23 protein-coding genes are annotated in these 22,648 nt (G+C 61.2%); 17 read left to right on the forward strand and 6 right to left on the reverse strand.

Translation table 11 applies throughout. From position 1 onward, the window contains the following. Positions 1 to 855 (forward strand): diguanylate cyclase domain-containing protein, encoded by an 855-nt coding sequence (locus ACSEXS_RS13815; RefSeq protein WP_438433817.1) that lies wholly within the window; start codon positions 1 to 3, stop codon positions 853 to 855. Positions 856 to 1,171: 316 nt separating this feature from the next. On the opposite strand, the gene ACSEXS_RS13820 is transcribed toward ACSEXS_RS13815, so the two are convergent. The 3 genes from ACSEXS_RS13820 to ACSEXS_RS13830 all read right to left on the reverse strand — a co-directional run bounded on the left by ACSEXS_RS13820 (position 1,172) and on the right by ACSEXS_RS13830 (position 4,936). Then, on the reverse strand, positions 1,172 to 2,248 hold the full coding sequence (locus ACSEXS_RS13820; protein ID WP_438433818.1) for a bifunctional 3-deoxy-7-phosphoheptulonate synthase/chorismate mutase: 1,077 nt from the start codon (positions 2,246 to 2,248) through the stop codon (positions 1,172 to 1,174). Between the two features lie 420 nt (positions 2,249 to 2,668). Further along, positions 2,669 to 3,697: an LLM class flavin-dependent oxidoreductase gene (locus ACSEXS_RS13825; protein WP_438433819.1), complete on the reverse strand. Its 1,029-nt coding sequence runs from the start codon at positions 3,695 to 3,697 to the stop codon at positions 2,669 to 2,671. A gap of 144 nt (positions 3,698 to 3,841) precedes the next feature. Beyond that, a complete protein-coding gene (locus ACSEXS_RS13830) occupies positions 3,842 to 4,936 on the reverse strand; it encodes a nucleotidyltransferase domain-containing protein (RefSeq protein ID WP_438433820.1) in 1,095 nt (364 codons plus the stop codon). 164 nt (positions 4,937 to 5,100) lie between these two features. Here ACSEXS_RS13830 and ACSEXS_RS13835 point away from each other — a divergent pair, with 164 nt between their 5' ends. Both ACSEXS_RS13835 and ACSEXS_RS13840 read left to right on the forward strand, forming a co-directional pair. Beyond that, positions 5,101 to 5,817 (forward strand): pirin family protein, encoded by a 717-nt coding sequence (locus ACSEXS_RS13835; protein WP_438433821.1) that lies wholly within the window; start codon positions 5,101 to 5,103, stop codon positions 5,815 to 5,817. Continuing rightward, positions 5,814 to 6,179 carry a hypothetical protein gene (locus ACSEXS_RS13840; protein WP_438433822.1) on the forward strand — a complete coding sequence of 122 codons (366 nt, stop codon included), beginning with the start codon at positions 5,814 to 5,816 and terminating at the stop codon, positions 6,177 to 6,179. The genes ACSEXS_RS13835 and ACSEXS_RS13840 overlap by 4 nt, the downstream gene beginning before the upstream one ends. A 137-nt stretch (positions 6,180 to 6,316) precedes the next feature. Here ACSEXS_RS13840 and ACSEXS_RS13845 read toward each other — a convergent pair whose 3' ends face one another. Further along, positions 6,317 to 6,850 (reverse strand): HXXEE domain-containing protein, encoded by a 534-nt coding sequence (locus ACSEXS_RS13845; protein ID WP_438433823.1) that lies wholly within the window; start codon positions 6,848 to 6,850, stop codon positions 6,317 to 6,319. Between the two features lie 204 nt (positions 6,851 to 7,054). On the opposite strand from ACSEXS_RS13845, the gene ACSEXS_RS13850 reads away from it, so the two are divergent. Beyond that, positions 7,055 to 7,447 carry a helix-turn-helix domain-containing protein gene (locus ACSEXS_RS13850; protein WP_438433824.1) on the forward strand — a complete coding sequence of 131 codons (393 nt, stop codon included), beginning with the start codon at positions 7,055 to 7,057 and terminating at the stop codon, positions 7,445 to 7,447. A gap of 122 nt (positions 7,448 to 7,569) precedes the next feature. On the opposite strand, the gene pepT is transcribed toward ACSEXS_RS13850, so the two are convergent. After that, positions 7,570 to 8,802 (reverse strand): peptidase T, encoded by a 1,233-nt coding sequence (gene pepT / locus ACSEXS_RS13855; RefSeq protein ID WP_438433825.1) that lies wholly within the window; start codon positions 8,800 to 8,802, stop codon positions 7,570 to 7,572. Between the two features lie 428 nt (positions 8,803 to 9,230). Between pepT and ACSEXS_RS13860 the strand changes: the two genes are divergently transcribed. From ACSEXS_RS13860 to ACSEXS_RS13920, 13 genes are all read left to right on the forward strand, one after another. Then, positions 9,231 to 9,860 carry a TetR/AcrR family transcriptional regulator gene (locus ACSEXS_RS13860; RefSeq protein WP_438433826.1) on the forward strand — a complete coding sequence of 210 codons (630 nt, stop codon included), beginning with the start codon at positions 9,231 to 9,233 and terminating at the stop codon, positions 9,858 to 9,860. A 14-nt stretch (positions 9,861 to 9,874) separates the two neighbouring features. Further along, positions 9,875 to 10,777: an ABC transporter ATP-binding protein gene (locus tag ACSEXS_RS13865; RefSeq protein WP_438433827.1), complete on the forward strand. Its 903-nt coding sequence runs from the start codon at positions 9,875 to 9,877 to the stop codon at positions 10,775 to 10,777. Continuing rightward, positions 10,774 to 11,568 carry an ABC transporter permease subunit gene (locus ACSEXS_RS13870; RefSeq protein ID WP_438433828.1) on the forward strand — a complete coding sequence of 265 codons (795 nt, stop codon included), beginning with the start codon at positions 10,774 to 10,776 and terminating at the stop codon, positions 11,566 to 11,568. Before ACSEXS_RS13865 ends, ACSEXS_RS13870 begins: the two co-directional genes overlap by 4 nt. Positions 11,569 to 11,611: 43 nt before the next feature. Then, a complete protein-coding gene (locus ACSEXS_RS13875; RefSeq protein ID WP_438433829.1) occupies positions 11,612 to 12,409 on the forward strand; it encodes an ABC transporter permease subunit in 798 nt (265 codons plus the stop codon). 293 nt (positions 12,410 to 12,702) lie between these two features. After that, positions 12,703 to 14,931: a bifunctional alpha,alpha-trehalose-phosphate synthase (UDP-forming)/trehalose-phosphatase gene (locus ACSEXS_RS13880; protein WP_438433830.1), complete on the forward strand. Its 2,229-nt coding sequence runs from the start codon at positions 12,703 to 12,705 to the stop codon at positions 14,929 to 14,931. Positions 14,932 to 14,952: 21 nt separating this feature from the next. Then, the gene (galU, locus tag ACSEXS_RS13885; protein ID WP_438433831.1) at positions 14,953 to 15,825 is read left to right on the forward strand and encodes a UTP--glucose-1-phosphate uridylyltransferase GalU; all 873 of its coding nucleotides are present in this window, start codon (positions 14,953 to 14,955) and stop codon (positions 15,823 to 15,825) included. 152 nt (positions 15,826 to 15,977) lie between these two features. Continuing rightward, complete coding sequence (locus ACSEXS_RS13890) at positions 15,978 to 16,886, forward strand: WD40/YVTN/BNR-like repeat-containing protein (protein ID WP_438433832.1); 909 nt, start codon at positions 15,978 to 15,980, stop codon at positions 16,884 to 16,886. 290 nt (positions 16,887 to 17,176) lie between these two features. Continuing rightward, the gene (locus ACSEXS_RS13895; protein WP_438433833.1) at positions 17,177 to 17,635 is read left to right on the forward strand and encodes an SRPBCC family protein; all 459 of its coding nucleotides are present in this window, start codon (positions 17,177 to 17,179) and stop codon (positions 17,633 to 17,635) included. Position 17,636: 1 nt separating this feature from the next. Beyond that, positions 17,637 to 18,038, forward strand: coding sequence for an ArsR/SmtB family transcription factor (locus ACSEXS_RS13900; protein WP_438433834.1), 402 nt, complete (start codon positions 17,637 to 17,639; stop codon positions 18,036 to 18,038). Positions 18,039 to 18,432: 394 nt separating this feature from the next. After that, positions 18,433 to 18,966, forward strand: a complete 534-nt coding sequence (locus ACSEXS_RS13905; RefSeq protein ID WP_438433835.1) for an NfeD family membrane protein — start codon at positions 18,433 to 18,435, stop codon at positions 18,964 to 18,966. Positions 18,967 to 18,970: 4 nt separating this feature from the next. Then, positions 18,971 to 20,566: a flotillin lipid rafts scaffold protein FloT gene (gene floT, locus ACSEXS_RS13910; protein WP_438433836.1), complete on the forward strand. Its 1,596-nt coding sequence runs from the start codon at positions 18,971 to 18,973 to the stop codon at positions 20,564 to 20,566. Positions 20,567 to 20,761: 195 nt separating this feature from the next. Beyond that, positions 20,762 to 21,301 (forward strand): GNAT family N-acetyltransferase, encoded by a 540-nt coding sequence (locus ACSEXS_RS13915; protein WP_438433837.1) that lies wholly within the window; start codon positions 20,762 to 20,764, stop codon positions 21,299 to 21,301. Positions 21,302 to 21,368: 67 nt separating this feature from the next. After that, a complete protein-coding gene (locus ACSEXS_RS13920) occupies positions 21,369 to 21,632 on the forward strand; it encodes a hypothetical protein (RefSeq protein ID WP_438433838.1) in 264 nt (87 codons plus the stop codon). A gap of 218 nt (positions 21,633 to 21,850) precedes the next feature. Here ACSEXS_RS13920 and ACSEXS_RS13925 read toward each other — a convergent pair whose 3' ends face one another. After that, a complete protein-coding gene (locus ACSEXS_RS13925) occupies positions 21,851 to 22,597 on the reverse strand; it encodes a tetratricopeptide repeat protein (RefSeq protein ID WP_438433839.1) in 747 nt (248 codons plus the stop codon). Between the last annotated feature and the right edge of the window lie 51 nt (positions 22,598 to 22,648).

Here is a 22,648-nt window from a genome sequence, read left to right on the forward strand (position 1 = left end):
ATGAGAAGAAGACGCAGCAGCCTTTGGTCGGACGTCGCCTTTCTCTTCTTCCTGGTGCTCTGTTACGTGACGATCCTGTATGTGGCGGGAGACCCGAACCGCTACATGGAGAACCTGTTCTTCCTGAACATCGCCTTCCTGCTCGCCGTCATCACGTATTTTACCAACGTGACGGCGGGACTCGTGCTCAACGTGGCGTTCATTTTCGCGTACGGCGGCTATATCCTCTACCGCTCGGTGACGGGGGGCGAGGCGATCGGAACCGGCAGCTACTACTGGATGCTGCTGGCGCCGCTGCTCACGCTCGCGGTCTGGCTGTTCACCTGGGAGAGCCGGCAGCTGCAGGAGGAGAACGACGACCTGAAGGAGCAAAAGGAACGGCTGGCCACCCTCGACGAAAGCACGGACTTGAAAACGACCTTGGCGTTTCAGAAGGACCTCAGCGTCTTCGCGGGAATCTCGGAGCGCTACGGCATTCCGCTGACGCTGGTCGTCATCCGGGTAAAATACTGGAACGAGATGCGCCGGTTCATCCGCGCCGATCAGCTCTCGGATGCGATTCTCGACATCTCCAAGATCAGCCAGGCCAGCATTCGCACGAACGATACGCTCTACCTGCTCGATCGGGAGAACGTCACCTGGGGCCTGCTCCTGTTCACCGACCGCGAGGGGGCCAAGGTCGTCATGGAGCGCATCCGCTCGAGCCTGACGCAGTTCAATACGCAGGATTTTGCAGACAAGTACAAGGTACAGCTGAACTTGAAGATCGGTGCGGTCGCCTATGACAAAAGCAAGGTCGAATCGGCCATCGACTTCGTCGCCCAGGCACAGCGGCAACTGGAATACGACGTGTAGAACGGCATCCGGGGCCGCAATGGAAAGACGAGGGTAAGCCGGCATCCTGCTTCGCGGCCCTATCCCGGAAGGCCATCTTCTCGGCATGGCCCGCCGAGGCTGCTATGCAGGCAGCGGAATCCTCTATCTAAGCAAAAACGCCTTTTCCTCCGCTTGGTGCGGGCGGGAAAGGCGTTTTTTGGCAGGGATCGGCCGGCTGTCCGGCGCTAACGATCCGGCGGCTATCGCCGGTCTGTCCGGCATCACTCGGCCGGCTGCGGCCCGGTTGCACCGATTTAAGCCGGACGTTTCCGGCAGATCCGCCCGTTCCCCGGCATCACTCGGCCGGCTTCAGCAGCCCGGATTCCGCGACCTGGCGGTAGAAGGCGTTGAACTGCTCGATCGTCAACTGCTGATCGGCGTCGGACAGGGCGGTGGGCGGATCGGGGTGCACCTCCACCATGATGCCGTCGGCGCCGGCGGCGAGAGCGGCTTTGGCGCAGGGGACGAGAATGTCCTTGCGCCCGGTGGAGTGGCTGACGTCGACCAGCACGGGCAGGTGAGTCTCCTGCTTCAGGATCGGCACCGCCGAGATATCGAGCGTGTTGCGCGTCCACTTCTCGTAGGTGCGGATGCCGCGCTCGATGAGGATGATTTGGCCGTTGCCGCCGGAATAGATGTACTCGGCGGCGAACACGAATTCCTCCATGGTGGCGGAGAGGCCGCGCTTCAGCACGACGGGAATCCGCGCTTCGCCCGCCGCCTTCAGCAGCTCGAAGTTCTGCATGTTGCGGGCACCGATCTGGACGATGTCGATGTACTTCGCAGCCATCTCCAGATGCGCCGGGTTGACGATCTCGCTGATCGTGATCAGGCCGAACTCGTCGGCCGCTTCCTTAAGGAGGCGCAGGCCTTCTTCGCCCAGCCCCTGAAAGTCATAGGGCGAGGTGCGCGGCTTGTAAGCCCCGCCGCGCATGATGCGGACGCCCGCCGCCTTCAGGGCGGCGGCGACGGTGCGCACCTGCTCGTAGGATTCCACGGAGCAGGGCCCGGCGATCATCACCTGGGACGGGCCGCCGATGGCAACGCCCTTGACGGTGACGACGGTGTTCTCCTGCTGGCTCTTGCGGCTCACGAGCAGATGCTTCTTGTGCTCCTTCTCCTGCAAGCCGACGGAGGCCTTGAAAATTTCCTTGAAGAGGTGCTGGATGGCGGCATCCTCGAAGGGACCCCGGTTCTGCCGAACCAGGCCGTCGAGCATCTCCCGCTCGCGGATCGGGTCAAACTTCGGCACCCCCATCTCTTCTTTGATCTTGCCGATGTCCCGGACGAGCGAAGCGCGCTCGTTCAGCAGGCCGAGCAGCCGCGAATTGACCTCGTCCAGCCGTTCCCGGAGCGTCTCCAGGTTTTCCATGCCAACCCCTCCTTCGTGTAATGGCGATGCTCTGATCGAATAATACCGGATGGAACCCAAAAAAGCCGTCCACCAAGGGACGGCTTCAACACCGCGGTACCAGCCTTGTTAGACGGCTTGCTTCCAAGCCTCTCGCTTCCGCACGGGTAACGGCGTGCCGCCGGACCTTCCTACCGGGCTCCTGTTGGCAGCCGTTCAGAGGTCAGCTCGGGAGGGAACTTCGGCGGATCGCTCGCTTCGGCCAGCTCTCAATCGGTGGCTGGCCGTCCCTGTCAGGGCGTCTTCCGCTTACTTTACTCCGTCATGGCAAAAGGATTGTCCAATCCTATAACCATTATATTCCAGACGACCGCGAGTCGGCAAGACGGTGCCGCGAAGATGCGCCTGCGTTAAAGCGGCATATCGGGCGACTCCGTCCGATCAATAGCCCTCGCGCACGACCTCGGCCAAGAGCTCGTAGGAGCGCAGACGCGCGGCATGATCGTAAATCTGGCCGGCGGCGATCCATTCGTCGGCCCGAGTCAGCTCCTGGAACTCGCGCAGCTTGGCGCGGACCGTCTCCTTCGAGCCGATGGCGGCAAAGCGCAGCTGGCCCTCGACGAGGGTCCGCTCCTGCTCGCTTGGCCAGAGCCCGTCCATGGTATCGACGGGCGGCTCAAGCGGACCGCCTCCGCCGCGGATCAGGCGGAGGAACTGGATCTGCTGCGAGGTGGCGAGCTTCCGCGCCTCCTCGTCCGTGTCGGCGGCGAAGACGTTGATCGCCACCATCGCATGCGGCTTGTCGAGCACGGCCGAGGGCCGGAAGCTCGACCGGTACAGCTCCAGCGCCGGAAGCAGGTACTCCGGCGAGAAATGGCTGGCGAAGGCGAACGGCAGTCCGAGCCGGCCGGCCAGCTCGGCGCTGAAGCCGCTCGAGCCGAGCAGCCAGATGGGGATGGCGAGCCCGCGGCCCGGCACCGCCTGCACGCCGGCGCTCGTGCCGTCGAGGTACGTGCGCAGCTCGGCGAGCAGCTCGGGGAAGTCCTGGCCCGAGCTGGTCAGGCCGCGGCGGATCGCCCGGGCGGCGGGCTGATCGGAGCCGGGCGCCCGGCCGAGGCCGAGGTCGATACGGCCGGGGAAGAGCGACTCGAGCGTGCCGAACTGCTCAGCGACCATGAGCGGCGCGTGGTTGGGCAGCATGATGCCGCCGGAGCCGACGCGGATCGTGCGCGTACCGGCGGCGATGTGGCCGATGACGACGGCGGTCGCCGAGCTGGCAACCCCGGCCATGTTGTGGTGCTCGGCCAGCCAGAAGCGGAGGTAGCCGAGCTCCTCCGCTTTGCGCGCCAGCTCGAGCGACCGGGCGAGCGCGATGGAAGCGTTGCTCCCCTTGACGATGGGCGCAAGATCCAGCACGGAGAAGGGGGCATGGTAACGGCCGTCGGCCGATTGGATGACGGATGGGTACATGAACAGTGACCTCCTGGTGCGGGAGGATAGCCTTCCGCGAATTGGCGTTCACCTTTCATGATACCCGATTTTCGGCAGAAACGCTTATTGCACCGGGCGTTCGCTTGCGAGTCGGCATCGCCCTTCCGGTTCGGTCTAATGGTCCTAAGACAGGCTGGACGCAAACTCCTCTACGGTGGAATAGTCCCGAATCTGAACCCCGCGGGCTTGCAGCTGGTGCCTCACCCGCCGGTCCCATTCCCGGATCGCGGCGTGAATGACGCCCAGGTCGTCCTGTCCGAAGCGATCGACGAGGTCCGCGCTGTCCCCGTCCGGTTCCGCCGCCGTCAGCTCGTGCAGGGCCGTCGGCCAGATTCCCTCCTCCGCCAGCAGCAGGTGGCGGCGAAGCTCGTCGTCCGCGCTCAGGACGGCGAAGAAGGCCGTGGCTGAATCTCCGCGCTCGCAAGCGGTGAGCGCCTTGTTGATCAGTCCCTTCCACTCCTCATAAAACCCGGCGAACACATCCGCAAACAGACGGCTCGGGGAAGAAGGTCTTCTCTCCTTGAGCAGAAGGAGGCGGGTCTCCTCCACCAGCCCGGCACAGGCCGACTCCAACCGATCTAAGTTCCGCTCGGTCACCAACTGCCGGATTCGGTCCGCCAGATTCTGGGGCTGCAAGCGGAGCGCCTCCACCTCGTTCATGTTTTGACCCCAGCCGCGGCGATAATACGTCCGGTTGGCCAGCGACAGACTGTACAAGAGCGAGGTGACGAGTGAATAAACCTCCCGCCTCGCAGAAGACAGAGAGCATGCCGGGGAGCGGCCGAGGCGGTGGAGCGGAGGATAACAGCGCTCGAGCTCCCGAAGGTCCTTCTTCAGCAGATCTCCCTTGCGTTCCGGCGCCAGCCCCTCCGCGATGGTCTGCCGAAGCCGGTCCAGGCGGCTGCGGTCCGCGTCGGAGTGCGCATACAGCACCCTGCAATCGGCCAGAACCGAAGCCAGCGGCTCTTCAAACGCGGCGATCCGCTCCGCCCGGTCCCACCCCATCGGCCAAAAATCGAACGACAGCCCGTCGATCAGGAAGGTGCGCGCCGCTTCATAGCCGCGAGGGGTCGCGGGGATAAAGAACAGGTCCAAATCCGACCGGGCGGTCTGCTTGCCCGACACATAGGAACCGTAATAAGCAACCAGCGCGATGTCGTCCGGATACCGCTCCTTTACATAAGCGATCAAACGGTCGGCGATGCGAAACACGTCCATCCCAATCCCTCCGCAGTCCTCATACTCTACCTGCATCATAACGCCCCACTCTGCATCGGGGATAGGGCGAAAACCGATTAGGCCAAGGATTCGTCCGGGGATTTTGAACCCGTAGGGCGGCAGTGGTACACTGGGGGAGGAAGCAGACAGAGGGAGGGAGAACCATGATTCATGTGTATCCGTCCGATTCCCGGCATTTCGTCGACCGGGGCTGGCTGAAAAGCCATGCCAGCTTCTCCTTCGGCGATTACTTCGATCCCCACAACACGAGCTTCGGCGTGATGCGGGTGATGAATGACGATACCGTCGCGGGCGGCGAGGGCTTCGGTCCGCATCCCCACTGCGACATGGAGATCGTATCCGTCGTTCTTGCGGGGGCGATCCGCCATCAGGACAGCCTCGGTCATACCGTGGAGACGAAGGCGGGCGGCATTCAGCGGATGACCGCGGGCAGCGGCGTGGTCCATGCCGAATACAACGCGTCGGCCTCCGAACCGATGCGAATCCTCCAGCTCTGGTTCATGCCCGACGAGCGGGGACGGGAGCCGTCCTTTGAAACCTGCGGGTTCCGCGAGGAGGAGCTGACGGACCGGTTGGTGCCCGTCGTCTCCCGCGAGGGCGGGCCGGGCCAAGTATCCATCCATCAAGACCTGACGCTCTGCCTCGGACGCCCTCGGGCGGGCCGCGAGCTCGTCTTCCGTCAGGAGCCCGGCCGCTTGATCTACCTGTTCGTCATCGACGGAGAACTGAAGGCGAACGGAGTGGAACTGGAGCGGGGAGATGCCGCCCGAATCAGCCATACCCCGGAGCTCACGCTGGCAAGCCGCACCGACAGCTATGTGATGCTGATCGACCTACCCGGAGAGGAGACCGTGCAATGAGCGAGCCGAACGAACATGCGATGCAGGAAGAGGGCGTGCCCGAGCAGGAAAAGCTGCTGATCAAGCACGCGGTGGGAGGACGAACCTTCCTCGACAGCAGCCAGACGCCCGTGTACTACGAGGTGGTGCCGGAGGGCGACGGCTGGCTGTTCGTGATCCGAAAGCCGCCCGCCGAGGCTCTGGAGAACATTCTCCGCTGGAAGGACGAGCTGAACGTGTTCCGGTTCTATGAATACCGCGACCAGCCTACCGAGAAGCATTGGTTCTATATTCGGGAAAATGCGGTCCGCTACAATGCGGAGACGGAGGAGCTCACCATCTACGCCCGGTCCAACATCGAGTACGTGCCGGATGAATTCTGACCGGCGGTTATCACCCGGTGGACATTCTTGACCCTAACCCATTCAAAAGGCGACAGCCCGGAGCTTCCGGACTGCCGCCTTTTTTGCTCCTCGCGAGGGGGGGGAGCCGCCTATGTCGATACCGGGATTCAGGCGGATCAGGGGAGCCACCTCTTCCCGGCGACCTGTCCGAGAAGGACGAGCGGCAGGGGAATCAGGGCGTAAGGCAGGCTGGCGTAAAGCTGATGCCAAGTGACCAGGTGCTCCGAGGTCAGCCGATAGAACAGATACAGAGAGTAGGGAAGGGCGAGCAGGACGGCCGTGATGACGCCGATCGTATAGCGGCGCAGCAGCAAGCTCTGCCCCAGGTGGGTGAAGACATGCAGGAACATGAGGATGTTGATGCCGAGGAAAGCGGCCATCCAACCCTTCTCCACGGCGGCATAGGTGACGGGGATGAACACCAGGAACTCGAACAGCACCGCGACGGCGAATTGGTAGCTCTTGAGACCGCTCATGCGGGCAAATACCGGCCGAAGCGGCTGCGGCACCCGCCCGGCAATCTCCTGGGCGTGCCGCTTCATCCACGGCTCGATGGCCAGGATCTCTTCGAAATCGTGGAGGATGAAGAAGGCGAGGAACAGCCACATCAAGGAGTCCGTACCGATGTTCCGATCAAGCGCTTGAAGCATAGGAGCCACCCCGTCCGTTGGTAGATTCGTTGGCTTGAATTGGCGAAGAAGATTTCCCAGTAAAGATTACCATTATTATCACGGATTAAGGGAAATAGTCAATAGGTTCAAGCAGTCGAGTGTTCCCGAATAAGGGTTCCCATCTTGGATTTATATGGATATAATTCAACTAGTTTGTAGCCGAATTTGGTGGGAGGGTTCTTTTTGCAAAAAATCCATGCGACCGTGCTGCTCTGCTGTTTGTTGATTTGCGCTTCGTTCGTCGGTTCCGCCTATCTTTTGAAAGGAGCGATTGAACGTCACGGAAATGCCCCAGCGTCCAACCGTCCTGTTTCGTTGACCGATTCCCAGGAACCCTCCGGTTCCTATACGGGACGCACCGTTATGACGATCGAGGACTTGGCCGAGTACCTGCAAGTCTCTCCCCAAGAGATTCAGAATCAGTTAAATGCGGATGGGGAACTCGAGAAGCAATTCGGTCCCGGCATCCACGACAAATACGTTCTTATTCCTTACATCAAGCTCTTTGGAGGAGCCATTCGATTCAATAAGGCGGAGATCGACGAGTGGCTGAAATACAAGTATGAGCATAGGTAGGCAGATTTGAACGGTTCGGCGGTAAGTCCATAAAAAAACAGCCCTCTTCGCCCGGCTCCACGAATGACGGAGAGGCGAAAGGGGCTGTTTGGCGTGAAGCGTTAAACGTGAAGCGTTAAGCGTTAAGCCTTCTCCGCATACAGCCGGATGATCTCGACGATCGTCTTGGCCGATTGCTCCATGACGTCGACGGAGGCGTACTCGTACTTGCCGTGGTAGTTCTCGCCGCCGGTGAACAGGTTCGGCGTCGGCAGGCCCATGTAGGAGAGCTGCGAGCCGTCGGTGCCGCCGCGGATCGGCTTGATCACCGGCTCGATGCCGAGTCCCTTCATCGCTTCTTTGGCGATGTCGACCACTTCGATGACCTGCTCGATCTTCTCGCGCATGTTGTAGTATTGGTCCTCCAGCTTGAGGTTGACCGTCCCTTCGCCGTAGACGGCGTTCAGCTCGGCGACGATGCGCTGAACGTTCGCTTTGCGGGCCTCGAAGCTCGTGCGGTCAAAGTCGCGGATGAAGATGCGCAGCTTGGTGTCCTCGACGTCGCCTTGAAGCTGGTTGAGGTGATAGAAGCCTTCATAGCCTTCCGTATGCTCGGGTGCTTCGTTCACCGGCAGCTTGGCGTTCAGCTCCATCGCGATCTTGAGCGAGTTGACCATCTTGTTCTTGGCGGTGCCGGGATGGACGCTCTTGCCCTTGATCGCAATGCTGGCGGAGGCGGCGTTGAAGCTCTCGTACTCCAGCTCGCCGAGCGGTCCGCCGTCCACGGTGTAGGCGAACTTGGCGCCGAAGGCGGCGACGTCGAATTTGTGCGGACCGCGCCCGATCTCCTCGTCCGGGGTAAAAGCGACCCGAACCGCTCCGTGCTTGATCTCGGGGTGGCGGGTCAGGTGGTGCAGGGCGGTCATGATATTGGCGATTCCGGCCTTGTCGTCTGCGCCGAGCAGCGTGGTGCCGTCGGTGGTGATGAGGGTGTGCCCTTTGTAGCCGGCCAGCTCGGGGAATTCCTTCGGCGAGAGGACCACGTTCAGTCCGGCGTTCAGGACGAGGTCCCCGCCGTCATACGAGTCCACCACCTGCGGATTCACGCCGGTTCCGGTGAAATCGGTGGCGGTGTCCACATGGGCGAGAAAGCCGATCACCGGCACCGGCTTGTCCGTGTTGGCGGGAAGGGTGGCCATGACATAGCCGTTCGCGTCCATCGCGGCGTCGGACAGCCCCAGCTCCTTCAGCTCTTCGACCAAGAGGCGGCCGAGGTCAAGCTGTCCCGGCGTGGAAGGACAAGTCTCGCCTTCGTAGGCGGATTGGGTCTCTACTTTGGCATAGCGGATCAAGCGTTCAATCAGTTCCTGTTTCATGCGGCAAGATCATCTCCCTTTCTTTCCCTTATTGTAGCATGAACCGGCGAGTGGCATGCAAGGCAAGCGGGCGGGAGTATCGGGCGCTGGACAGATGCTGGTTCAACCGACAGGGAGCCAGGCGGTATTGCGGTAAGTGCCTCACCTGGGCAGCATAATCCCCTGCGCCACCGGACACTGCAACCGCCTCCTGCGCCACCGGGCTCGCAACCGCTCCCTGCGCCAACTACTCCCACCGCGCAATCCTCCGCCCGCCCGAGCGGAAGGAGCAAACAGCCCGGAGCGAGGCGGCCGCATGCGGCGAAATCCGTCCCCAGGGCTCAAAACCGGCGATAACGCCCGTTAACCGGGCAGCGGCCAATTGACCGGGGAGGACGCCTTCTCCTACAATCGTATTGACCACCGTGGTCAATGAAAGGCGGAATGTGATGTTTGAGAAATTTCACGCGCTGGAACGGGAAAAGCAGGACCGTATCATCAACGCGGCGATGAAGGAATTCGCCGCGAACGGGTTCGGGCGGGCGTCCACCAACGCCATCGTCAAGGAGGCGGGGATCTCCAAGGGGCTGCTGTTTCACTATTTTGCCAACAAGAAGCAGCTGTTCCTCTATCTCTTCGATTACGGGGCCGCTCTGGTGATGGAGGAGTTCGCCCGGGCTCCGGCTTGGAGCGAACCCGATCTGTTTCAGCGGATGCGGCTCGCGATGCAGACCAAGCTGGTCGTCTGGAAGCGGCATCCGGAGCTGTTCCGCTTCATGGAGACCGCCTATCTGGAGATGGCGGGCGAGGTGAAGCCGGAGATGGAGGAGCGGATCAAGCGCCTGTACGCCGACCGGGAGCCCTTGCTGTTCAAAGGGCTCGACCTGTCGCCGTTTCGCCCCGAGCTCGATACCGGAAAGACGCTGCAGGTGATTGTCTGGTCCGTGGAGAAGCTGGGCGATTATCTGCTGGAGAACTACAAGCCGACGGAAGCCGGGGAACCCCGTTACGAGGAGATGGCGGCGGAAGCGGAGACGTATCTGGACCTGCTGAGGCAGGCGTTTTATACCAAGCCATAAGGGAGATGCCGGCGATGAAGATCATGGAATTGAACGGGCTCACCAAGACCTATGGAAGCGCGCGGGGAATCGAGGATGTCACCTTCTCGGTGGAGGAGGGAGAGACCTTCGGCTTCATCGGTCCGAACGGGGCCGGCAAGTCGACGACCATCCGGACGCTGCTCGCGCTGATCTACCCGACCCGGGGAAGCGCGTCGATATTCGGCAAGGACTGCATCCGCGAATCGGCGGCGATCAAGCGGGAGATCGGCTACCTGCCGTCCGAGGTGTTCTACTACGACAACATGCGGGTGAAGGACCTGCTCGCCTATTCCGCCAGCTTCTACAAGAAGGATTGCACGAAGCGGATGAAGGAACTGGCCGAGCGGATGGAGCTCGACCTGTCGCGGCGGATCGACGACCTGTCCTTCGGCAACAAGAAGAAGGTCGGCATCGTTCAGGGGCTCCTGCACGAGCCGAAGCTGGTGATCCTCGACGAGCCGACGAGCGGCCTTGATCCGCTCATGCAGCAGCGGTTCTTCGAGCTGCTGGAGGAGGAGCGGGCGAAGGGGACGACGATCTTCTTCTCCTCGCACATCTTAAGCGAGGTGCAGCGGCTGTGCGACCGGGTGGCGATCCTGAGGGAGGGCAAGCTCATCCGGCTGGAGCAGATCCGTTCGCTCATGGCAAATGCGAACAAGCGCGTCCGGCTGGAGTCGGCGGTTCCCGTTCCCGCCGATTATTTCGCGATGCCCGGCGCGAGCCGCGAAGAGCGGCAGGGCGGCGAGATCCGCTTCCTGTTCCGCGGCGACCTGGCGGCGCTTACGGCCAAGCTCGCCGCCATGAAGCTGATCAGCTTGTACATCGAAGAACCCGATCTGGAGGAAATCTTCCTCCATTATTACCAGAAGGATTCCGCGGAGGAGGTGCGGGCATGAATATGCTTCGCCAGGAATGGCGGTCGCTCGGCCGGTCCACGCTGACTTGGACCTTGTCCCTTGCCGCCACGGCCGTGCTGCTGCTCGCACTCTTCCCCGGCTTCTCCCGGGACGCGGCCGATTTCAGCCGCATGCTCGACTCGTATCCCGAAGCGGTTCGCAAGGCGCTCGGCGTAACCGTGGATACCATGACCACGCTGACCGGCTATTATGCGTTCGTCCTGCTCTACGTGAGCCTCGCGGGAGCGATCCAGGCGATGAACCTCGGCCTCGGCCTTTTGTCCCGGGAAACCCGCGAGAAGACGGCGGATTTCCTCCTGACGAAGCCGGTGACGCGGAGTCGCGTGGTCACGGCCAAGCTCGGCGCGGCGCTACTCGCTCTCCTCGTCACCAACCTCGGTTACCAGGCGGCAGCGCTCGCCATGGCCGCGTCCGTCGCCGACCGCATCGACTATGGCACCTATGCGCTGCTCACGCTTACTTTGCCGCTGATTCAATTGGTTTTCTTCGCGCTCGGCTTCATCCTCGCCGCGGCGCTGCCCCGAATCCGCAGCGTGCTGACGCTGTCGCTCGGGCTGGTGCTCGGGTTCTTTGTGATCGGCATGGTCGATTCCATTGTCGGCGAACGGGCGGGCCGATACCTGTCGCCCTTCCGGTATTACGACCGGTCGTATATCCTTGGGCACGGCAGCTACGAGAGCGAATTCGCGCTGCTTACGGCGGCGCTCGTCCTGCTGCTTACGGCAGGCGCATACCTTCTCTACCGGCGGAAGGACATTCATGCGGTATAGCCGAGCCGCAAGGCGATTGAAATTCGGAAAGGGGCGGCTAGCGATGACGATTTTTTGGCGGGAAATGAGGGCCTCCCGCAAGGGGCTCATTCTCTGGTGCGTCGGCGTGTTCTTCCTGATGATCGCCGGCATGAACAAATTCCAAATGTTGAAGGGCGGCGGTCAGGCCACGAGCGAGCTGCTGGACAAAATGCCAAAGTCGCTCCAGGTGATCTTCGGCACCAACGGCTTTGACCTGTCCACGGGAAGCGGGTACTACGGGGCGATGTTCTTCTATGTGCTGCTGATGGGGGCGGTGCATGCGAGCCTGCTCGGCGCGGCGCTCGTCGCCAAGGAGGAGAGGGATAGGACGTCGGAGTTCCTCTTGGCGAAGCCGGTCAGCCGGGAAGCCGTCATGGCCGGCAAGCTGGCGGCCGGGGCCGCGCAGACGCTTCTCTTCACGCTCGCCTCCTGGCTCAGCTCCGCGCTCGGCATGGCGCTGTATGCCAAGGAGGAGGCGCTCGGCGGGCGGATCGCGCTGCTCATGCTCGGCATGCTGCTCGTTCAGTTCGTCTTCCTGGCGGCGGGAGCCTGCTTCGCCGCAGTCGGCCGCCGGCCGAAACGGGCGGTGTCCTTATCGTCAGGCGCGATGCTCGCGACCTTCCTGCTGTCCCTGCTGGTCGATTTGAGCGGCCGGATCGGCGCGCTGAGGGCGCTGACGCCGTTTCAATACGTGGATGCCCACCGGGTGCTGAGCGGCGGCGGACTTTCGGTCTGGCCGCTCGCACTGGCCGCCGTGCTGATCCTCCTGCTCACGCTGGCGGCGTTCCGGGGCTACCGCAGGCGGGATATCGGCGTCTGAAGCGGGAAAGGCAACGGATAAACGAAGCGAAGGGGACGGAATCGTCCTGGAAAAGCGGCAGCGGTCGCCTTTGCCCCCGGATTTGGACCGCTAACGAAATCTAAGAAATTCGGGGGCAACAGCGATTGGAAGGACGATCCGTCTGCGAAGCGCTGTCGTTTTCAGTGGCCTCCGACCGGGGACGGCGCTGCTTCACCGGGCCCAAATTGGGTAAATACAAACAAGCGGGACCATGGCCCCAAGTTCCATGGTTCTTTTTGTGTTCCCAAATACGGTAAGGAAAGGAGATTCCCGTGAGCAAACTCATTTTTGTTTCCAACCGCCTGCCGGTAACGGTCAAGAAAGCCGGCTCGGAGCTCGAGTATCAGAAGAGCATCGGAGGGCTCGCCACCGGGCTCAAGAGCTACCATGAGCAAGGAGGCAGCGTGTGGGCCGGCTGGCCGGGCATTTCCTCGGAAGAGCTGGGAGAAGGCGAGGCCGGAACGGTCGAGCAGGAGTTGCGCGATACCTACAACTGCCTGCCCATTTTTCTCACCAAGGCGGACATCGACCAGTATTATCACGGGTTCAGCAACGAGACAATCTGGCCGCTGTTCCACTACTTCACCAACCATACCGAATACAGCTCCGAGACCTGGGAGGCTTATAAGCGGGTCAACCATGCGTTCTTCGACGCGCTGGAGCCGGTGATCGAGCCCGGCGACACCATCTGGATTCACGACTATCAGCTGATGCTGCTGCCCAAGATCATCCGCGACCGCTTCCCCGAAGCGAAGATCGGATTCTTCCTGCATATCCCCTTCCCGTCCTTCGAGATCTTCCGGCTCTTGATCTGGCGGGAGGAAATTCTGCAGGGTCTCTTGGGAGCGAACCTCATCGGCTTCCATACCTACGACTACGTCCGCCACTTCATGAGCAGCGTCAGCCGCATCCTGGGCATCGAGCACAACTTGTACCGGGTGAACTGCGAGACGCACACCGTCCGCGTGGACGCGTTTCCCATGGGAATCGATTACGATTTCTTCGCCAAAAGCCCCTCCGCGGACGGGCTCTCTGCGGAGCTGGCCGACTTTATCGCCAACACGGGCCATCTTCAGAACATCCTCTCCATCGACCGGCTCGATTACACCAAGGGCATTCCCGACCGGATCAAGGCCTTTCGGCGGTTCCTCGCCGCCTATCCCGAATACCGGGAGAAGGTCCGCCTGAATCTGATCGTGGCCCCTTCGCGGGTCGAGGTCGAGACCTACGATAGGCTGAAAAAGCAAATCGAGGTGCTGGTGAGCCAGGTGAACGGCGAATTCGGAACGGTCAACTGGATGCCCATCTGGTTCTTCTTCCGGTCGTTCAGCCAGGAAGATTTGATCGCCTTTTACCGGCACAGCGACGTGCTGCTCGTCACCCCGCTTCGCGACGGCATGAACCTGGTGGCCAAGGAATACCTAGCGTCCCGCAGCGACTGCAAAGGCATGCTCGTGCTGAGCGAGACGGCGGGCGCGGCGAGCGAGCTGGGCGAAGCGGTCATCGTCAACGCCAACGACCACGGGGCCATCGCGGCCGGGCTCAAAACAGCCCTCGACATGCCGGATCACGAGAAGATCGAACGCAACCGGCAGATTCACCGCCGGTTGTCTCGCTATAACGTCAAGTTCTGGGCGGAAGAGTTCATTCAGACGCTGCAGAACGCGGAATCGGAGCCGACCCCGTCGAAGCCGCTCGCGAACGCTTCGGACTTTCCGGCGATCCAGACGGCCTACCGGCAGGCGGGCAAGCGGCTTCTGCTGCTGGACTACGACGGGACGCTGGTCGGCTTGAAATCCGTCCCCGGACTCGCCAAGCCGGACGCGGAGCTGAAAAAGCTCCTGACCGCTCTCCGGGACGATCCCCGCAACACCGTCGTCATCGTGACCGGGCGCGACCGCCCGGTGATCGAGCAGTGGCTGGGCGAGCTGGACCTGCCGATCGTCGCCTCGCATGGGCTCTGGCTGCGCAAGCCGGGCGGCGACTGGCAGAGCGCCATCAAGGTAGACAAGGAATGGATGGAGCCGGTGCGCCACATCCTCGAGATGTACACGGACCGCATGCCGGGCTCCCTCATCGAAGAGAAGGAATACTCGCTCGCCTGGCATTACCGGCAATGCGAGCCCGACATGGTGGCGATGAAGAAGGACGAGCTGCGCGAGGCGCTCCTGTCCCTCACCCGGTCGATGAGCATCGGCGTCCTGGAGGGCAACAAGGTGCTGGAGGTCAAGGACAGCCGGGTCAACAAGGGCAGCGGCGTGCAGCTCATGACCCGGGACGAAGAGTACGACTTCATTCTCGGCGCGGGAGACGACCTGACCGACGAGGATTTGTTCGCGGCCCTGCCGGAAGGAGCGTATTCCATCAAGGTAGGCAAAGGCTCAACCGGCGCACGGTATCAATTGAAGTCCTACAAAGAATTGCGGCAGTTGCTCAAGAAGCTGGCCGAAGCCGGAACAGCGGAGCAGCAAGCGGCGGACCGCCGCCCGACGGGCACCTGACGAAGAGAGGAGAACGGGTACATGAAAATACGCAAAGCGATTATACCGGCCGCCGGCATGGGCACCCGCTTCCTTCCGGCCACCAAAGCCATGCCGAAGGAAATGCTGCCCATCGTCGACAAGCCGACGATTCAATACATTGTGGAAGAAGCTGTAGCGTCCGGGATCGAGGACATCATCATCGTGACGGGCAAGAGCAAGCGGGCAATCGAGGATCATTTCGACAACTTCTTCGAGCTGGAACACTCCCTGGCGGAAAAACGCAAGTGGGAGCTGCTCGACGAGGTACGGCGTCCGTCGGAAATGGCGGACATCCATTTCATCCGCCAAGGGGAGCCGAAGGGGCTCGGACACGCCATCTGGTGCGCCCGCAAGTTCGCCGGCAACGAGCCGTTCGCGGTGATGCTGGGCGACGATATTGTCCAGGCGAAGCCGCCCTGCCTGAAGCAGATGATCGACGTCTACGACCGGCATGAGGCTTCGGTCATCGGGGTTCAACCGGTTCCGTGGGATGAAGTATCGCGCTACGGGCTGGTGGACGGCGAGCCGATAGACGAGCGGGTGTTCAAGGCGAAGCGCTTCGTGGAAAAGCCCAAGCGGGAAGACGCCCCCTCCAACCTGGCCATCCTGGGCCGGTATATCCTCACCCCGCGCATCTTCGACATCCTGGGCGAGCAGACCCCGGGGGTCGGCGGGGAAATTCAGTTGACCGACGCACTCGCCCGGCTGGCCGAGGAGGAACCGGTGCTGGCTTATCACTTCGCCGGCACCCGCCATGACGTGGGCGAGAAGCTCGGCTTCATCGAGACCACGATTGCGTATGCCCTGCAGAACGAAGAGCTGAAGGATAAGCTGATGGCGTACCTGACGGACATCGTCGGGCAGCAGCGGTAATGTACTTGCAGATGAATCGGATTCGCCCTTCTGCTCTGTCCGGCAGTTCGGGATGAATGCGGCAACTTCTGCGCTTGCCCATCCGTCTTCTCTGGGACGGCGGTGATTCGGCTTCGCGGCCGGGCCCCGTCGGGAGAGGAGCGAGAATGAATATGAAATCAACTGGAGCCTTCAAGCGGCTTCTGATTCATGCTGCCGTGGCCGGTCTGCTGACCGCCTGCGCCCCATCGGGCGACGAGTCCGGAACTCTAAAGGGCACCGTCTATTCCCGCACCTCCGGCGGCAAGCCGGTCGTGGCTTACGATGCGGGCCATTCCTATGCCATCGGTGCCGACGGCCTGGTGCAGGTTCGCTACGACGGGGGGCGCGTCCAGGTGGAGGCTCCCCAGCGGCTCCGGCCGGAAAGCGGGGAAGGCACCCCTGGCAGCGATGATCCCACCGAATACGACAGCGGCTTTTTCCTCGCCGACCGGCTGACGGCCATCGCCTCGGGAGGCCCGGGAAAACGCCCGGTGGAGGTCCGCATCAGCGAGAACCAAGGCAAGGATTGGCGCACCGTTCGCTTGGACGAGAACTCGTACGGGGCTCCCGAGTTCATCGGCTTCCGCACCCGGAAGGAGGGCTGGCTCGTCGTCTGCCGCTTTATGGGCATGGGCCGCGAGGACCATCTGCTCTATACCACGGAGGACGGCGGCAAGAGCTGGGCGCGCGTGGACGGCAACCTGAACGAGGTCTACCCGCGGGTAGCGACGGGAGCGGGTTTTGCCACGAAGGATATCGGATTCATGGGGTTCCGCTATGAGACGGAATTCCAGCCGGCGTTAATCCGGACCGAGGACGGCGGCAAGACCTGGAGCAAGCTGACGGTCAACCTGCCGGAGGAGCTGAAAGCCTACAGCAAAACGCCGCTGTCGCCCGTCTTCGATGGGAAGAAGGGCACCCTGCCGGTTCAGCTCAGCCGGGACGGAGCCGACAACATCGTCGCCACCGTCTATCTGACGAGCGAGGATTCGGGCCGCACCTGGACGTACGACAAGTCGCTCGACCAGTGGAAGAAGTAAGCGGGCTCGGCTCTGGACGAAGCGGCCATGGCTGAGGACGGTTAAAAGGGCTTGCCGTCCTTCCTAGGGGACTGAGAACGCTAAAAAGGCGCGCCTTCCTTCCTATGGGAAAAGATCGGCCGCAAGCGCAGAACCGGGAATAAACCGGCTCCGCCGGGGCATACCAATCTCAACCGCTTGACGCGGCGGACCGTCTGACTTACACTCGCAATAGGAAACCTAATGGTTTCCTATTGCGAGTGTTTTCGCTATTCCCCGGCAACGGGATTCCATGAAAAGGAGCAACGAAGATGCAGCCAACCGATTCTCCGAACCCTTCCGCTGCCGGTGCCGCCGGCCAGCCGCTGCCCGATATTCGCCGCACCGTCACGTTAAATGCCCCGATCGACCGGGCCTGGACAGCCGTCTCCACCGCCGAAGGCATGGCGGCCTGGTTCATGCCGAGCAGCCTCGAGCCGGTCGTCGGCCACGAATTCATCCTGGAGGCCGGCCCGTTCGGCAAGTCTCCCTGCCGGGTCACCGAAGTGGAGCCGCCCAACCGGTTGTCCTTCCGTTGGGGCAAAGACTGGCAGCTCACCTTCGAGCTGCGCGAGCTGGATGCCGCCAGGACCGAGTTTACGGTGATTCATTCCGGCTGGTCGGAAGGCCAGGTCACCGAATTTGGCCAACCGCATACCGTTATCCGCGAGAACATGGCGGGCGGCTGGAGCGGCATCGTCGCCAAACTGGCCCGCTCGTTCGAGGCTTAGGGTGGCGGCTCACGCCACTTCGGACCCGAACGCCCCTAAGCCCGATGTCTTCCAGGCGCTTGCCGACCCGACGCGCCGGCGGCTGCTGGAGCTGCTGGCCGAAGGGGAGCGGCCGCTGAACGCCTTGAGCGGCCGCTTCGGGATCAGCCGCACGGCGGTCTCCAAGCACCTGCGGGTCTTGGCCGACGCAGGGCTCGTTCGCGAGCGCAAGGCCGGGCGCGAGACCCGCTACCGGCTTGATCCCGACCCCTTGCGCGAGGTGAAGGAATGGATCGCTTTCTACGAGCGGTTCTGGGACAACAAGCTGGCGGCGCTGGGGCGGTATCTGGAGGCGGAACCGGCGGAGAAGTCCGGCCCCGCCCCGGGAGACCGGGAAGCGGATGAGCCGGGAACCCGCCTTTGAACCGACGGAGGCCCGCGGGAAGTAAAGGGCAAGGCCTAGGACGCGACAGACGCAGGAGCGGCCCCAAGCGGTTCGAACCCAGGCGTCTGGAGACGGCAGCTGCAGCAAACGGTGATCTGTTGCAGGAGCAGCACAAGCGTTCGTTGCAGGAATGGGCATAGGTACGTTTGAGAGCCGGGGGGACCCGGCTCTATTTGCCATGCCTGCCGTCGAACCAGAGACGGCATCCGAATCGGACGCCGGATAGGGGGTTCCGGCCTTCCGCGAAATGGGGTATGCTGAAAGTAAGCGGATTTGCAATTTATGAAACATTTGGGATGCTGCTGCGTACTACCGGATAAGAACCGAGAGCGCAAGTCGGAGCGATCCCGAGAGAAGAGGAGGAAGACGCTGCATGCTGCCCTTTTATACCGGATGTTTGATCTTTGGCGCCCTATTTGCGGTTGTATCGGTTCTAATCGGGGATGTGCTTAGCACTGCCTTGGACGGAGCGCTGGATTTCCTGTCCGCCGACTACCTGAATCCCACCGTGCTCGCCACCTTCATCACCATCTTCGGCGGAGCGGGCATCATGCTGAGCTGGTATTCCGGCCTGGGAACGGCGGCGGCGCTGATTCTCTCGATCGCAGCAGGGGCGGCGGGGGGGACGCTGATTCATCTCTTCTACGTGAAGCCGATGAAGAACAGCGAGAATTCGACCGGCTACTCGATGAGCGGCCTACCGGGCAAGGTCGCCGAGGTGCTCGTGCCGATTCCGGCGAGCGGCTACGGCGAGGTGCTGGTGCGCAGCAGCGCGGGGAATTCGAATCAGATCGCCGCCAGCTTCGACCGGACAGACATTCAGGCGGGAGACCGGGTGGTCATCGTGGAAGTCAAGGATGGCGCGGTGTACGTCTCCCGTTTTGAAAATAAACCTAAAGGAGAGTAAGAGAATGCCGGATTTTGCAATCAGCGGGGTATGGGTGATTCCCGTCGTCGTCGTCGCGGTCATCGTGTTGCTTGGTATCGCTTTCATGGCGAGGTACAAGACGGTGGGACCGGATGAGGCGATGATCGTCACGGGCTCCTTCCTCGGCAGCAAGAACGTCACCACCGATACGGCGGAAGCCACCAACACGGGCCGCAAAATCAAGATCGTCCGCGGGGGCGGCGCCTTCATCTGGCCGATCTTCCAGCAGGCGGAATACTTATCGCTGCTGTCCCACAAGCTCGACGTCTCGACCCCGGAAGTGTATACGGAGCAGGGCGTACCGGTCATCGCCGACGGCGTGGCAATCATCAAGATCGGCGGCTCGGTGGAAGACGTCGCCACGGCGGCCGAGCAGTTCATGGGCAAGCCGATCGAAGCCCTGAAGGGCGAGGCGCAGGAAGTGCTGGAAGGCCATCTGCGTGCCATCCTCGGGACGATGACGGTGGAAGAGGTGTACCGCAACCGCGACCGGTTCGCCCAGGAAGTTCAGGGCGTTGCAGCCAAGGACCTGAAGAAGATGGGCCTGCAGATCGTCTCGTTCACGATCAAGGACGTCCGCGACAAGCAGGGCTACCTCGACGCGCTCGGCAAGCCGCGGATCGCCGCCGTCAAGCGCGACGCCGAGATCGCCGAAGCCGAAGCCGTGCGAGATGCGCGGATTCAGAAGGCAAAGGCGTCGGAAGAAGGCCAGAAGGCCGAGCTGCTGCGCGACACCAACATCGCGGAAGCCGAGAAGGAGCGCGAGCTGAAGGTCGCGGCCTTCAAGAAGGAGCAGGATACGGCGAAGGCGGAAGCCGACCAGGCGTATTTCATCCAGGAAGCCAAGGCGAAGCAGATCGCCGTCGAGGAACAGATGAAGGTCGAACTCGTCCGCAAGGAACGGGAGATCGACCTGCAGCAGAAAGAAATTCAGGTCCGCGAGAAGCAGTACGACGCGGAAGTGAAGAAGAAGGCCGATGCCGACCGTTACGCGGTCGAGCAGGCGGCGGAAGCGGACAAGGCGCGCAAGATGCGCGAAGCGGACGCGCTGTCCTACGCCATCGAGCGGGAAGCGAAGGCGAATGCCGAGCAGAAGCGCCTCGAAGGCGTCGCTACCGCTGACGCGGAACGGGCCAAAGGTACGGCGGAGGCGGAGGTCATCCGGCTGCGCGGTCTGGCCGAGGCCGAGGCGAAGGAGAAGCTGGCCGAAGCGTTCCAGAAGTTCGGCGAAGCGGCCGTGCTCGACATCATCGTGAAGATGCTGCCGGAGCTGGCCGGCAAGATCGCCCAGCCGATCGCCTCGATCGACACGCTGACCGTCGTCGATACCGGCAAGGGCGAAGGCGCGGCCCGCGTCAGCAACTACGTGACCGAGCTGATGGCGACCGCCCCGGCGATGCTGAAGGATGTTTCCGGCATCGACGTGAACGGCCTGATCCAAGGCCTCATGCACAGGAAGGCCCCGGTGGCTGCGGTTCCCGCTCCTGCCGCGGCGCCGGTAAGCAAACCCGCCCCGGCGGCTCCCGCTCCGGTCGTTCCGGCTCCGTCCGTTACGCCTCTGCCTGAGACGGACCGCTAATCGCGCTGCGGACGCTCCGCCGATGACCGGTGGCCGATCGCCAGCCGATTTACCCGGCGATCAACGCTTGGCGGCAAGGCAGCGCTTCCTCTTCGGAGCGCGTCCCCGCCAAGCGGATTTACTACTCAGCAGCAGCGGCCCGCCTCGCCATCGGAGTCGGCGGTCCGCTGCTGTTTTTTGATGGAGGACTCGATTATGCAACCAACGATTACCGTTCATCCCCTGGCTCCGGAAGATCAGCCGGCCGCCTTCCGGGTATTTGAAGAGGCGATTCCCGACGCCTTCGCGCGGCAGGGACTCGCCGACGATAAGGAGTGGATCGCCGGGGAGATCGAAGAGAAGAAGCGGCTGGTCCGGCAATCGCTGGAACCGGATGCCCCCGTTGCCTTTCTGGTCGCCAAGCGCGGCGGGGAGGTCGTCGGCACGATTTCGTTTGGCCCCTGCGGGCATGAAATTCAGGTCTGTACCGATCATGAGTTGGACGAAGTGGGGGAACTCGGCAGCCTCTACGTGCGTCCGAGCGAACAGAACCGGGGGATCGGCTCCGCGCTGATCGGCGAGCTGATCGCTTTGCTGAAGGCGCGCGAAATCCGGCGGTTCTGCCTGGACAGCGGATACAAGGAAGCACAGCAGCGGTGGCGGCGAAAGTTCGGCGAGCCGTATCGGGTCGTCCCCGACTTCTGGGGACCGGATTCCGCTCACATGGTTTGGCTCCGCGAGGTGAAGGACTTCTGATTTTTGCAACCGATTGGTTTGGGATTCGTTTAATTCGCTATCGTTCTTAATCAAGGAGAGGGTTCGAATGGAAATTGGGCTTGGCTTGGTCCTGCTGATCGTTAACATTCCGGTGTATCGGTACTTGTTTCGGGTATTCTTCCCCAGCCGCGAGGATTTCCGGGAGGCGGTCGAATACTCGCTTACGCCGGATCTGTTCTCTTTGTTTCGGGGCCGGTATTGGAAGGATCGGTTTTCCGAGGCGAAGCTGTCGTTCTTCTTCCTGGGCTGCGTCATCGTACTGGTCGTCGAGTTCGTTATCCTGCACGCTATTCTGAGGGTGCTGTTCTAATCCCGGGCGCCCTTCCTGGAGGGAACGGCGGACTTGACCGCCCGGCGTCGCAGAAGGAAGACCTTGAGGCCATTCGCTTTAAGGTCTTCTATTTTGTATTCTCCACCCGCTTCGGAACCATTGTGTTGGAAACTTCGCAATTAATGAGAAATTCAGTACACCAGATCAGGGGAAGACGGCCGCTCGTATCCCTATACTCTTTTGTGCAAGTACATTCATTAACCATTCTTAATTTCGCTTTCCAATTTTGATTTTTCGGGGTGCTCTGCAGGAAGTTGGCTCCAATAATGATAAGCTTCATCCAATCTTTTTAATTTAAGCAAACATTGGATCATGTCCAACGTTAAATCCTCGTCAAAATTCAGATTTTGAAGTTTTTGAAATAATAAAAATGCCATTTCGTATTCTTTCAAGTGCATATGCGTGAGGGCAGCATTGAAGAGGGCGTCCTTACAGGAAGGTTCTAATTGATAGGCTTTTTTAAACTCATCCATCGCTTCATGATGCCTTTTGGTTCTTGCATAACACAAACCCAAATTTAAATGAGTATCTGATTCAGTATCGTTTAAATCAAGGGACTTTTTAAAGGAGCCGATGGCTGACTTGTATTTGTGCAGTTTCATATAAAACACACCCGAGTAAAAATAGACATCTTCGCTGGTTGGACAAAGAAGTCTTGCTCTTCTTAGAAGGCGAAACGCTTCCTTCTCTCCGCCCAGTTCAAAAAACACCCTTGCTAGGTTCATCACAGGACGTTCCCAAGTAGTATTGGTGTTCATGATCCTGATAAAGACTTTAATGGCTTCGAGATGTTGATTCAGCTCTAGGTAGCAGCATCCTATGTAGTTTTGCAGAAAATCGGTTTCCTCGAGCGTATTTGCTTCGTCAAATACAAGCAAAGCGCTTTGGTAGTCGCCATTTTCAAAAAACTTCTCACCGCTATCAAGTAGGTCTTCTTTATCCATCAATTAGCCTCACTTTCCATAGTTCACCTTCAAGGTATATTATCGTCCCAT

Origin of the sequence: Gorillibacterium terrae (assembly GCF_051594785.1) — a bacterium.
Lineage (GTDB): Bacteria > Bacillota > Bacilli > Paenibacillales > NBRC-103111 > Gorillibacterium.

What these genes read in the sequence shown, in the direction of transcription:
- ACSEXS_RS13815 (WP_438433817.1), top strand. Translation starts at nt 1, where the DNA reads ATGAGAAGAAGACGCAGCAGCCTTTGGTCGGACGTCGCCTTTCTCTTC.
- ACSEXS_RS13820 (WP_438433818.1), bottom strand. Translation starts at nt 2,248, where the DNA reads ATGGAAAACCTGGAGACGCTCCGGGAACGGCTGGACGAGGTCAATTCG.
- ACSEXS_RS13825 (WP_438433819.1), bottom strand. Translation starts at nt 3,697, where the DNA reads ATGTACCCATCCGTCATCCAATCGGCCGACGGCCGTTACCATGCCCCC.
- ACSEXS_RS13830 (WP_438433820.1), bottom strand. Translation starts at nt 4,936, where the DNA reads ATGGACGTGTTTCGCATCGCCGACCGTTTGATCGCTTATGTAAAGGAG.
- ACSEXS_RS13835 (WP_438433821.1), top strand. Translation starts at nt 5,101, where the DNA reads ATGATTCATGTGTATCCGTCCGATTCCCGGCATTTCGTCGACCGGGGC.
- ACSEXS_RS13840 (WP_438433822.1), top strand. Translation starts at nt 5,814, where the DNA reads ATGAGCGAGCCGAACGAACATGCGATGCAGGAAGAGGGCGTGCCCGAG.
- ACSEXS_RS13845 (WP_438433823.1), bottom strand. Translation starts at nt 6,850, where the DNA reads ATGCTTCAAGCGCTTGATCGGAACATCGGTACGGACTCCTTGATGTGG.
- pepT (WP_438433825.1), bottom strand. Translation starts at nt 8,802, where the DNA reads ATGAAACAGGAACTGATTGAACGCTTGATCCGCTATGCCAAAGTAGAG.
- ACSEXS_RS13860 (WP_438433826.1), top strand. Translation starts at nt 9,231, where the DNA reads ATGTTTGAGAAATTTCACGCGCTGGAACGGGAAAAGCAGGACCGTATC.
- ACSEXS_RS13865 (WP_438433827.1), top strand. Translation starts at nt 9,875, where the DNA reads ATGAAGATCATGGAATTGAACGGGCTCACCAAGACCTATGGAAGCGCG.
- ACSEXS_RS13870 (WP_438433828.1), top strand. Translation starts at nt 10,774, where the DNA reads ATGAATATGCTTCGCCAGGAATGGCGGTCGCTCGGCCGGTCCACGCTG.
- ACSEXS_RS13875 (WP_438433829.1), top strand. Translation starts at nt 11,612, where the DNA reads ATGACGATTTTTTGGCGGGAAATGAGGGCCTCCCGCAAGGGGCTCATT.
- galU (WP_438433831.1), top strand. Translation starts at nt 14,953, where the DNA reads ATGAAAATACGCAAAGCGATTATACCGGCCGCCGGCATGGGCACCCGC.
- ACSEXS_RS13890 (WP_438433832.1), top strand. Translation starts at nt 15,978, where the DNA reads ATGAAATCAACTGGAGCCTTCAAGCGGCTTCTGATTCATGCTGCCGTG.
- ACSEXS_RS13895 (WP_438433833.1), top strand. Translation starts at nt 17,177, where the DNA reads ATGCAGCCAACCGATTCTCCGAACCCTTCCGCTGCCGGTGCCGCCGGC.
- ACSEXS_RS13905 (WP_438433835.1), top strand. Translation starts at nt 18,433, where the DNA reads ATGCTGCCCTTTTATACCGGATGTTTGATCTTTGGCGCCCTATTTGCG.
- floT (WP_438433836.1), top strand. Translation starts at nt 18,971, where the DNA reads ATGCCGGATTTTGCAATCAGCGGGGTATGGGTGATTCCCGTCGTCGTC.
- ACSEXS_RS13915 (WP_438433837.1), top strand. Translation starts at nt 20,762, where the DNA reads ATGCAACCAACGATTACCGTTCATCCCCTGGCTCCGGAAGATCAGCCG.
- ACSEXS_RS13920 (WP_438433838.1), top strand. Translation starts at nt 21,369, where the DNA reads ATGGAAATTGGGCTTGGCTTGGTCCTGCTGATCGTTAACATTCCGGTG.
- ACSEXS_RS13925 (WP_438433839.1), bottom strand. Translation starts at nt 22,597, where the DNA reads ATGGATAAAGAAGACCTACTTGATAGCGGTGAGAAGTTTTTTGAAAAT.